We start from the raw sequence: 11,567 nt of genomic DNA on the forward strand, positions 1-11,567 counted from the left end.
ATTATTTGCCTCCTTTACGTAGGCGAGGGTCAAGTGCCACGATGAGGATGTCAGCCATGAAGTTAAAGAACAGCATAAACAGGGTCATGATAAGCAGCTGACCTTGCAGAACCTGATAATCACGCGCATTAATCGCGTTAAGAAGAACGGTGCCGAGGCCCGGGTAGTTAAAGATCATCTCGATAATTAGCTGGCCACCAATAGCCATACCCAGCGCCATCGATAGTGCTGTCACACTCGGTAGCATGGCGTTACGTGCAGCGTAGTTGAATACCACGCGGTTTTCACTTAACCCCTTGCCCTTTGCCATCGTGATATAGTCTTCGTTCAGCAAGTTGATCATGTTGTTGCGCATGTTGATCAGGAAGCCGCCAATCTGGATGATGGTGGCACAAAAAAGAGGCAGCACGGCATGGTAGAGAACATCTTTAATGAATTCCCAGTTGGTCCAGTCAGGTATGGTACCCGCGGTATAAGCATAGGTTGATGGGAACCAGCGAAGACCGATGGCGAAGGTGTATAGCACCAGCATGGCAACCACCACGGGAGGAACGGCCTGAATGACCATCATCCCTGGCGAAATGAATGCATCGTATTTACTGCCGCGTTTCCAGGCAGCAAAGATGCCGAGGGTCGAGCCTAGGCAGAAGGCCAGAATAACCGCGGTACCCGCCAGGAACATTGACCAACCAACCGCCCGGCCCATGATTTCATTCACGGTCTGCGGGAAGGTTTGAATGGAGATACCCAGATCCCAGGAAAGAATTCCTTTGAGATAGACAAAGTACTGTTCGTATATTGGGCCATCAACAAAGCCCAATAGCTGTTTCATTGCCGCGATACGCTCAGGCGTAACCTGTACCGCTGCGTTGGCGAACATCATGGTCACCGGATCTCCGGGCATCGCTCGCGGTAAAATAAAGTTCAGTGTTATCGCAAATAAAAGCGCTATCAGATAAAAAGACAGCCGTCGTATAAAGAATCCCATAACTCACACCTTAATCATCCAGCATTTATTCACAGTGCTAGATTCAGGACAGAAATCCCCCTGACGCAGAGCGCCATAACTTTCAACAGAGAGGGGGGAAGAGGCGGTGCGCAATGTGCGCACCGCAAGTTAATACCTAAATTAGGCTTTAGGTTTTAGATCAAGTACTTGTAGAAGACGCTCTTGGGTGTTGGTGATAGGCATTGGACGGCCTTTCGGGTTCTTCTCATTCCACCAGCCAGTAAAGCGCGAGGTGTTGTATTGAGAAGTGTATGCACCTGACATGACAGGCACTGTTACTTGGTTTTCAGCAATGATCTTCTGGATCTTGTGAGCCATCTTGACTTGCTCGCCACGATCTGCGGTTTGGTAGAAACCTTCAAGTAACTTATCTAGCTCAGCATTTTTCCAGTAGTGAAGCGCGAAGCGAGGCATGCCTTCGTTTGCCTGGAAGCGTGAGTGGTAAGCGCTGTCCCAGTAAGTGTACGGATCTGCACCGTGGAAGTAGTTGGTGTAAGCAACGTCGTACTTAGCATCAAGCATTGCTTGGTTGTATACCGAGAAATCAGGGGTGCTTGCTTTCGCTTTGATCCCGACTTCTTCAAGCATTTCAACACCTAGCTGTACGGTGTTGTTGAAGTCAGTCCAACCACTTGGTGATTGAATAGCCAGCTCAAGTTTTTTACCTGTTGGAGTTTCAACGAAGCCATCGCCATCGATATCTTTAAAGCCGGCTTTTTTCAGCAATGCTTTGGCGTTGTCTTCGTTGTAAGTCATGAATGGCTTGTATTTTTCATGAACAGCTTTATCAGACCATGAGTCAAATGCCTGACCTAGACCTGAAGCGTAATCGTTTACTACACCGCCGCCATAGAACGCGATATCGATGATGGTTTCACGGTCGATGGCCATAGAGAAGGCGCGACGGAAATCGACATTATTGATTGCTTCATTGTTACCCGCTTTCGGCGACTCGTAGTTGAACATGAAGGCCTGGCTACCACCTGCAGGGTACCAGTATTTATTGTCAGGGCTGGCTGCGGCGTATGTGCTGTCAACATCAGGGATGAACGAGTACGTCCAGTCGAATTGACCGCTTAGTACCTGGCCAAGGAACTGATCGTTACCTGCAACTTGCGGTAGACGCAGACAGTCAACATCGAGGTTGCTGTTATCCCAGTATTGTGGGTTACGGCATTGGGTGTATAGCTGCGGGGTGAATGTTTCGATTTCAGTAAATGGACCGGTACCTATCGGGTTCTCATTAGTGAAGCGTGTAGGATCTTCTATCTTGCTCCAGATATGTTTAGGAACGACCGATACTTCATTGATCAGGTATGGAACATTTGAGTTTGCTTCAGTTAGGTTGAAAGTAACTTTATCACCAGAAGCAGTCACTGATTTCAGGCGTTGGTTGATACCGGTACGGTCAAGTTCAGGGTGTTTTTTCAGCATGTTATACGTAAATGCAACGTCTTCAGCTGTATACGCTTTACCGTCAGACCATTTCACCCCATCACGGATTACGAAAGTCACCTGCATTAGGTCGTCAGACATGTAGTAGTCTGTCGCCAAACGCATCACCGGCTCGTTGCCTTTCAATTCGTTGAATACCACTAAAGGCTCATAGATAAAGTCTTGAACGGTATCTAATTGAGTTTGGAGGAACGGGTTAAAGTTACGTACAAATGTAGGGTAAAACTTTGGGACCATTGTTAGTTCAGTTCGTTCAGCAGCGGTGGCAATCGGTGCCGTTAATGCTGAGGTGGCAGCGGCAAAAACCGCAAGCGCTAACTTAGTTTTCTTAATATTGGCAAGCATAGCTGTTCCTTACTCTGTGCTTTTCGTTTCACTTATGGAAAATGAGTCCCCCGGGGGGGAGTCCTTGAACCTGCTTCAATAGAATGAAAAGTGCTTTTCTATTGAATGGCCTTGCAGGCTCTCAGTTCCATTAGGAGACTCCGGATAGCCAAAATCGTCAATGTAGTCGCCCGTTAAAAACGTTAAAAGATGCGGGCGTACTGTCAAAAACGTTAATTTCTCATTAATTGATAACTTACGTCAGGCATGGTTTTGAGTCTGCCATCACATATTAGAAATCACGTTTCATATGGTGTGTAAGTATTCACTTCTTTCTATCCTCTTTATTTTCAGTTGTTTATGGCGCTTCTGTTTATATTGTGATGTAACGCAATAGGCGTTTTGAAGTTAATTCCTGTCGTGAATTTTTCTATCGGCGTTTGTTGTGAGTTGCTTCTCATAAACTGAAATATCTTTGTGATGGTCGTATTGTGAACGATTTCGCGGCAAGAATTGTGGTGATTCTGAGTGTGTGTTAGCGGTTTTAAACCCTTTTTTTGCTTGGTAAATCTATGATTTCAGTCTGATGGAATTCACATTTTTCACTCCGGATCTGATACCGAACGGGAGTCATATCCCGATGGGTATGACCGTCAGACTTGGGGGGGAAGCGTTCTGAATTACCCTGATAATTGTTTTGATTGGTATAGGTTAATTAAGACTGAAAGTCCTGAGATAACGAGAGAGGGCGGGAGCGACAAATAAAGAAAAGCCCGCATCGGCGGGCTTTGTTATGTCACTATTATTTTAAGTCGTTTGGGGATCTTAACTGATGATATGCTGCAGCTTGTCCCGCATCGCTTTGACATCATGACGTTCAGAAGACGGTTCACTACAACGTTCTAACACAAAATCGATAGTATTGATTACAGTGCGCCAGCGAGGCGTTTTCGGTAGCGTTTCGAGATGAAGATACTTATCGAGTGTACGTGTTTGCAGGGTACTGCGGTCTAAATAGACCCGCCATAAACCACTTTCCTCGGCCAGTTCAAATTTAGTCTTCTGGGCCGATGATTCCCAATAGTTTAGTGTTGCTTTCATGACATCGACCAGTAGTTGCCGAACCATGTCAGTCTTATTTTTTCCATTGTCACCCAGCTTATCGGCAAGGCGGGTGAATTCTCCCCCGAGTTCTCGTAACTGCTGAAGGTTATTTTTATCACCATCGAATGCAAAACCTGACAGTACCTCAATCGCACTTTCTAACGTGTTGATTCGATGCTGTACGGAAGGCCCGTCAAGATCAAAGACAAACATCCGTTTAAGTCCCGATTCTTCCGGTAAATTGATCACATTCGTCTCTAGTGGCTTCAGTTCATCACCTATCCGATAGGTCAGGCTGCCATTAAAGTGGTGACTGCTACTGATATCATCTGGCAAATGGGTTAGCAGAAGATCATTGATATTGTGTCGTTCCAGCTGCTCTGGGGCGCGTTTAAATAGCTTTCCGGCAGCATTGTTGGCGTAGCGGATCCGACCTTCATTCTGGACGCACAGGATCGCTTCATTGGTCGACTCCATCAGGCCGAGCAGTCGGCTCTGGGTTTCTAATAAACCTTCCTCGATGATCTCCCGGCGTTGGATTTCCTGTTGCAGGGTCTGATTCTTCTGGCGTTGAACCTCTGTCTGGCCAGCCTGAAGATGAGCACCGATGCGGGCGATCAATTCTTCTTTGTTGAATGGTTTTGTCAGGTAATCATTCGCCCCGCATTCAAACCCCTTGATCCGATCTTGTACCTGGCCCAGTGCTGACAGCATGATAACAGGCAGCTCAAGTTGTGAATGCTGTTTGCGTAAGGTCAGACAAACCTCATAGCCACTCATTTCCGGCATCATGATATCGAGTAGCATCAATGCGGGTTGGTGTTGTTCCAGCAATTTAAGTGCCTGAGGGCCGTTTTCTGCCGTGAGTACCCGATAGCCTTCCAGGCGTAAGAAATTATTGAGCACTTGCAGGTTTACGGGTTCGTCATCGACGATAAGCAGCAGCTCACCATCAGGATTTTCCGGCAGACTTTCCGTTTCACAGCTGGTGGTATTGAGTGTTGGTGCCTGAAAGTGGCTATTGCGCAGAGCTGGTCTGTTACTGGCAATCTCGTCTGCTGAGGCCTGGTTTAGCGTAAAGCTGAATGTTGCGCCAACCATCGGCTGGCTGCTGACATAGAGTCTTCCCCCCATTAGCTCAATGAGCTGACGGCTGATTGATAGTCCGAGCCCGGCGCCCTGGCGATAGTTGGAAGAGCTGGTATTTGCCTGAATTAACGGTTCAAAAATATGTTCCAGCTGATCGGCCGGAATTCCCTGGCCGGTGTCGACAACCTGAATACGAATTTGATTTTCCAGTATTGTTGCCGAGAGGACGATTTTTCCTTCCGATGTGTATTTGATGGCATTGCCAACCAAGTTGTACAGCACCTGTTCTAAGCGCTGTTCATCGGCCATGACCGGGGGAAGATTATCGGGGATCTGGTTGATAATCCGGACTGGCTTACTGCCCAGCAGGTGGCTCGATAATTCCAGGACCAACCGGATGGCCGATGCCAGATCGACGGGATGCTTCTCGATATCAAGATCGCCGTAGCGCATTTTGTGGTAATCAAGTAGATCATCAACCAGATCCGTCAGGCGTTGCCCGCTATTGATCAACATTTCCAACTGACGGCGTTGTGACATTTGTACCGGGCCATTAACGCCAGCCAGCAGCGATTCGGCAATGCCTACCATGCCATGAAGCGGTGTGCGTAATTCATGTGATGTGGTGGCCAGAAATTCATCTTTCAATTTATCGGCGATCTGCAAGTCTGCATTTTGTTGCTGAATAACGGTCAGGTTCTGTTCCAGTTCATTATTTTGCTCACGGATCAGGGTGATTTTCTCCCTGACAGAACGCTGCATTCGGGCAAAACTAACCGCCAGACGGCCGATTTCATCGCGACGCTCTGTACTTTCAATCTTTTGTTCTAAGTCACCGGCTGATACCCGTTCCGCAGCCCAGGTCAGGCGCAATAAGGGGGCGGTGATAGAATTTGACAGCCAGTGTGAAACGATAATGACGAAAACGATGGCGGTTAGCATGGCTGCGAAAAAGATTTTTTCCACTTGGCGAATTCGCGCAAAAGCTTCTTCTTCCGGCAGTTCAATCACTAAGGCCCAGGGGTAACCCAGAATATTAACCTGTGAGAAAGCGCTGAGTACCGGTACTTGATTGAAGTTAGTAAAACGACCTACTCCCGAGTTGCCTGTCAGTGCGGCTTCTATGCTTTGGCTACTCAGTGTTTCCGGTATGCCCTGACGGGACGGGATCCGCAGTTGGTGATCCGGGCCGACTAATAGCGTTTGGGCGAAGTTGTTGTTACTGTCCCGATCATTAATCAGTTCGCTGATCACCTGATTACGTAATGCAAAAAAGACGTAACTGTGCAAATAGCCTTGTTGAATAATTGGAACGGCAAACCACGCGGTGGTTTCTTCGTCATTGGGGAGCTGGCTGAAATCAGTAAATACGACAGGTACTTGATCAGGCTCAGCCTGATGCTTTTGGGTCTTTTCAGCAATGGCGGCAAAGGTCTGTGTTAAGGCATCGAAAGGGGATTCATCCGAGAGCAGATTAAGGCCGAACATATCGTGGTTATAAACGGAGTAAACAATGTTTCCGTTGATATCAACCAGCATAATATCACTGAAATCAGAGCGCTTCAGGTACTCCTGATAAACTCGGTTGTACCGTTTATACATCAGTCGATAACGTTCGTGACCAACATAATTGGCTGAGTTTGTACTGAGGTCGCTAGTCGATTTTTCTGTGAGTGTCTCAGTAAAATAGCGACTGTTGCTGGTATTTTTTGTTAGTTCAGTTATATCTCCCAGCTGATGAAAGGCACCCACCAGGCCATAAAAACGGCCGCCACTGGCATTGGATAATTCAGAACGGGCAAAACTCTGCACTTCAGATTCTTTTGCCGCAAAAAAACTGCTGAGTTGTTTTTGCTTGTTATCCAGTAGCGACGCCAGATGGTTGGTGCTCTGCTCGGCCAGATCGTTAGAGTGAGAGTTGAGGAAAAAAAAAGCTGATAGTGTCAGTGGGGTTATGCTGAGCACTAAAAAAGCCAGCATCAAAGTATGCTGGAGACGCTTGAATCGTTTGGTATTCTGCATTTCTATGCCTGAATTTAACGTAATTGTATTCGAGTGAAGTCAGCCATCTAACTTCAACAATGCCTGGGTCATGGTGATGGATAAATTTTGACGTTTTGTGTGTATATGCAACTTATACTGAGTTTATTTATGCAATCAAGTAAGTCGGTGGGGAAGCGTGTGCTGATACACAAAATTGACAATGTTGACGGAGCAATGGGGTAAAAACAGTCCGATAACGGGCAGGCTGAGCGGGTATCAGCCTGCAACAGTAATAGTTATTTCGTGGCGGAATATATATTAAATTTATTTGTTTTAGCGCTGATCTCGCATTGTCCCAGACTCTGTTCAATCAGTGGCGGGTATCGCAGGAAACTGTTGGCAACAATAATGAGTTTGCCGCCCTCAACCAGGTAGTCTGGCGCTTGAGCGATAAAATCTTCGGTGGCGCGGTAGAAGGTTTTTAAACCAGCGTGAAACGGAGGATTACTGATTAAATAGTTATACCGTCCTTCCAGTGCTGAATAGACATCTGTTGCGGTAAAGGTTGCGGTAAGATTGTTGACCTCAAATGTCTCTTTGGCGGAGGCGAGAGCCAGAGCACTGATGTCACACAGTTCTAACTCGATACGCGGATTCTTCGCTTTCATCACAGCACCGATCACCCCGGCACCACAGCCGAAATCGAGTACTTTGCCGCGTAATGACGGTAACGTATCTAATAACAGTTCAGAGCCTTTATCGAATTCACCGTGGCTGAATACGCCGGGCAGCGAACGAACCGTTAACTCGACACCGGCAATATTGATGGGATAGCTGCGGAACCATTGGTTGATGTCAAATGGCTGCGCTTCATTATCACAGCGCCCCCAGTAAAAGCTACAACGACGAGCGGTATCATACTTGGTTAACGGGCCATATGGCTGAAACATTTTTTCTGCACTGCGAACCCCACTGCGGTTCTCGCCGACAATGCAGACTTCAGTGTTCGGGCCAAACTTTGCCAGTACCATCGACAGTAGATAGTCAGCTTCAGCTTTTGCTTTTGGCCAGTAAATTAAGACCATATCGATGTCTAATGAAGCCTCCAGCTGAGCGCCGAAGTGACATTCAAGTTCAGCGTGACGGCTCATCGAGCGGTAATAGCCATAGTTAGTGGTAAAGATTGCAACAGACTTGGCGGCTTTGGTTAGTTCAAGCGGAAATGCATCGCTTAACTCGCCGACGATAAGTACTTTTCGATCTTCAAAAAACGCTAACTGGCGGGCAACGACCTGGCTCGCGGCGGTATAAGACATAGATGGCCTCAATAAAACATAACTAGGTTAAGGGCGCGAATTGTTCCATAAAACACTGAGTATGGAAAGCTGATAGGCACCACACGGTGAGTGTGGCGCTATAAGGTAGAGTGCACTGCCAGGCCGCGTGAATGGTAGTGATACTCGCGGTGACCGAGACCGAATTGATACTAGCGGTAATTAATTTTGATCTTGCGCGTCAAGAAATTCTTTAAATTCAATTTCATAAAGTTTAAATAGCACTAAGGTGACGGAGAAAATAATCGGGCCGTAAATTAAACCGATTAAACCGAATAAGTGCAGTCCCCCTAAGATCGAGAAGAAGATCAGCAAGGTATTCATTCCTGAGTTACCCTGCATTAATAACGGCCGCAAAATATTGTCGATGGATCCCACGACTATGATCCCCCAGCCACTTAGGAATAGCGCCCATTCCCATTGGTTGATCAGGAGCAGGTAGATGGCAGCGGGAAGCCAGATCAGCGCGGTGCCAAATACCGGAATGAAGGAGGCGAAGGCCATCATCGATCCCCAGAATAGCCCCGGAAAACCTGCGAGCCACATGGCAAAACCACCGGCAAAGCCCTGGGCTAATGCGGTCAGAAAGGATCCGAGTACGGCTGATTTTGCGACTTGTTCAACTTCGGTCAGCAGTGCATCTTCCTGGCTGCGGGACAGCGGCAGAACGTGGCGTAAGGCCTTAACCATCTTGCCGTGATCGCGTAATAAGAAAAACAGCACAAACAGCATCAGCATAAAACTGATCACAAAGTTGGTTGCATCACCCAGGATCTTTGCGCTGATATTAAGAAGCTGTGAACCGAATTTAGATGCCGCCAAGGCAATTTTCTGAAGGATCGCCTGGGCATCAATACCTTCAAACGGTGACCATTTGTCGATTAATAAAAGTGCTTTTTGGGCATAAGGATGGGCGAGCAGTTCTTTGGCCCCCCCTTCAGATAACCAGGTATAGCTTTCTTTTGAGAAGGTGGTGCCCTGATGCACAATGGAGGAGAATACGACCAACAGCGGGATCACAAGAATAAAAGTCAGCAGGGTGCAGGAAATCATAGCCGCACTGTTTGGCTTCTTGGGCATCTTGGCTTCTATTCTGGCGTGCAGCGGGTAATAGAGCAAAGAGATAATAAACGCCATGACAATCGGGCCAAGATAGGGTTCTACCAGTCGGTAGCTGGCATAGGCGGCAAGCCCCAGTGCAGCCATTAGCAGCCAGTGGCTAGGTTCTATTTTAAACTGTTTTGGCACTTTCTTGTCCTTCGATAAGTTAACACCATAGAGATCGTGGTTTATACCCAAACCACCTCAAGATGCGTGATTCAGAGCTTCCTCTGGGAATTTAATTCAAGCGAAATGTGTGTAGGAATGGTATCCCCTTTCAAACACATTTTGCGCTGAAGTGAGTTTCCAGAGGAGCTCCCAAAGGGCGAGTTTCAGTGCCTTTTATACTGCGTTAGCCTACTCCAAATAGAACTGCTATTCGCTCATATGGCTGCCTTGCCTAAAAGGTACTGAATTCTCGCTGAACTCGGCATCTTGAGGTAGTTTGGGTATATAATCGCATCTATTCCTCATGTGTAGCAATGTGAATACGCTGCAAATTACATTTTTAATCAAAAACTTATTCGGTAGAGTGTTATGGGGTGCTGTGATTGCGGTGGTGACACCAAGAAAAAACGCAAGTTACCATTAGCGGGTCTGGTAATGTTCGGCGTGTGTCTGCTTGTTATCTGTTTCTGGCAGTAAATAAATAGTGCAGAAAGATGATACTGGGTTGTTTTTGGGATGACGATAAAGCAACGCCACTCTTTGAGTGGCGTTGTTAGTTATCGTGGTGCTGCTGGTCAAAATAGCGAATTAAGCTTGGGCTTCTTTTGCCAGAGTAGCAAAAGCCATCTCTGCGGCACCGAGTGTCGCTTCAATTTCTTTTTCGCCATGGGCCAGCGAGGTAAAGCAGGCTTCATAGGCTGATGGTGCCAGGTAGACACCGTTTTTCAGCATCAGGTTAAAGAAGCGCTTGAAGCGTTCAATGTCGCATTTGGTCACGTCAGCATAGCTGGTGACTTGCTCTTGATCGATAAAGAAGAAACCGAACATACCGCCAACCTGATTGATGGCCAGTGGAATACCATACTTGTCAGCCAGCGCTTTAAAGCCTTCGGCCAGGCGTTTAGTGGTATTCGCCAGGCGCTTCTCGTTGCCTTCTTGGGTTAAAATAGTCAGGCAGGCATGACCTGCAGCCATCGCAACCGGGTTGCCAGATAAGGTGCCAGCCTGATAAACAGGTCCGGTTGGCGCAATATACTGCATGACGTCTTTACGGCCACCAAATGCACCGACTGGCATGCCACCACCGATGATTTTACCTAGTGTCGTCAGATCCGGCTTGATGTTGTAATAGCCCTGAGCGCCACCTTCAGACACACGGAAGCCTGTCATGACTTCATCAAGGATCAATAGTGCACCGAACTCATCACAGATTTCACGCAGGCCTTCAAGGAAGCCCGGAACGGGTGGAATGCAGTTCATGTTGCCAGCGACAGGTTCTACAATGATACAAGCGACTTCTTCCGGGTGCTCGGCAAACGCTTCACGTACAGAATCAAGGTCGTTATAAGTACATGTTAAGGTGTGCTTAGCAAAGTCAGCCGGTACGCCCGGAGAGCTTGGCTGGCCCAGGGTGAGGGCACCAGAGCCGGCTTTCACCAGCAGGCAGTCAGCATGGCCATGATAACAGCCTTCAAATTTGATGATCTTGTCACGGTTGGTATAGCCACGGGCCAGGCGGATAGCACTCATGGTGGCTTCCGTTCCTGAGCTCACCATACGAACTTGCTCCATGGAAGGCACAAGCTTAGAAACCAGTTCAGCCATGGTGATTTCCATTTCGGTTGGCGCACCAAAACTCAGGCCTTGCTGTGCAGCCTTAATGACAGCATCACGAACAGCGACATGGTTATGACCCAGAATCATCGGACCCCAAGAGCCTACGTAGTCGATATACGCTTTACCATCAGCGTCAAAAATATATGCGCCGTCAGCACGCTCGATGAACAGCGGGCTGCCACCAACACCGGCAAAGGCGCGAACGGGTGAGTTAACACCACCTGGGATCGTTTTTTGTGCTTTAGCAAATAAATCAGCTGATTTGCTCATTGTGATGTCCTATTTTCTAGTTTATCCGGGGATTGTACCTAATATATCGGGAGCTTGGCGAGTTTGATTTTCGTTACCTCGGTCACAGATGGAAAGCTAGTTTTCAACATTGA

General features: G+C 47.5%; 6 protein-coding genes. All 6 read right to left on the bottom strand.

Translation table 11 applies throughout. From position 1 onward, the window contains the following. Position 1 precedes the first annotated feature (1 nt). Positions 2-988 carry an ABC transporter permease gene (locus L4D76_RS07440; RefSeq protein ID WP_428440286.1) on the bottom strand — a complete coding sequence of 329 codons (987 nt, stop codon included), beginning with the start codon at positions 986-988 and terminating at the stop codon, positions 2-4. A gap of 141 nt (positions 989-1,129) precedes the next feature. After that, complete coding sequence (locus L4D76_RS07445) at positions 1,130-2,809, bottom strand: ABC transporter substrate-binding protein (protein WP_428440287.1); 1,680 nt, start codon at positions 2,807-2,809, stop codon at positions 1,130-1,132. An 804-nt stretch (positions 2,810-3,613) separates the two neighbouring features. Continuing rightward, a complete protein-coding gene (locus tag L4D76_RS07450) occupies positions 3,614-7,003 on the bottom strand; it encodes a response regulator (protein WP_428440288.1) in 3,390 nt (1,129 codons plus the stop codon). A 257-nt stretch (positions 7,004-7,260) separates the two neighbouring features. Continuing rightward, positions 7,261-8,280: a 16S rRNA (guanine(1207)-N(2))-methyltransferase RsmC gene (rsmC, locus tag L4D76_RS07455; protein WP_428440289.1), complete on the bottom strand. Its 1,020-nt coding sequence runs from the start codon at positions 8,278-8,280 to the stop codon at positions 7,261-7,263. A 180-nt stretch (positions 8,281-8,460) separates the two neighbouring features. Beyond that, entirely contained in the window at positions 8,461-9,546 is a 1,086-nt protein-coding gene (locus L4D76_RS07460) for an AI-2E family transporter (protein ID WP_428440290.1), read from the bottom strand. A gap of 609 nt (positions 9,547-10,155) precedes the next feature. Further along, complete coding sequence (hemL, locus tag L4D76_RS07465) at positions 10,156-11,454, bottom strand: glutamate-1-semialdehyde 2,1-aminomutase (RefSeq protein WP_428440291.1); 1,299 nt, start codon at positions 11,452-11,454, stop codon at positions 10,156-10,158. Positions 11,455-11,567: the final 113 nt, after the last annotated feature.

The organism is Photobacterium sagamiensis (genome assembly GCF_050337085.1).
GTDB lineage: Bacteria > Pseudomonadota > Gammaproteobacteria > Enterobacterales > Vibrionaceae > Photobacterium > Photobacterium sagamiensis.